The sequence below is a fragment of the Pseudomonas sp. HY2-MNA-CIBAN-0224 genome (assembly GCF_040310285.1).
Taxonomy (GTDB): Bacteria; Pseudomonadota; Gammaproteobacteria; order Pseudomonadales; family Pseudomonadaceae; genus Aquipseudomonas; species Aquipseudomonas helleri.
In genome coordinates, this window is record NZ_JBEOPQ010000223.1 from 1 (window position 1) to 394 (window position 394).

Here is a 394-nt window from a genome sequence, read left to right on the forward strand (position 1 = left end):
TTGAGCCAATCATCAGCCCAGCCAACCGCGCCAGAGATAATCATCACGATCAGCAAAATCCACACATAAGGATTGTTAAGGCGTGCCCACAGTAAGGTCGATACCCCGATGGCGCTCAAAATCAATACCCCGCCCATGGTCGGTGTACCAGTCTTTGCCAAATGCGACTGCGGACCATCATTACGAATGGCCTGACCATACTTTAGTGCCCGTAGACGTCTGATGACCGGTCCGCCTAAAAACATACTAAATGCCAGTGCTGTGACGACCGCAAGTAACGCTCGTAGCGTCAACGAAGAAACCGCAGAAAACGGTGTATAATACTGGCCAAGCCAGCCAAACAACCAAACTAACACCGCCTACTCCTCTACTAGCGCATGAATAAGTGTTTCCA

1 pseudogene is annotated in these 394 nt (G+C 50.3%); it reads right to left on the minus strand.

The window, feature by feature from the left end:
• A pseudogene (locus AAEZ03_RS26120) lies at nt 1-356 on the minus strand (phospho-N-acetylmuramoyl-pentapeptide-transferase); the annotation flags it as partial.
• Nucleotides 357-394: the final 38 nt, after the last annotated feature.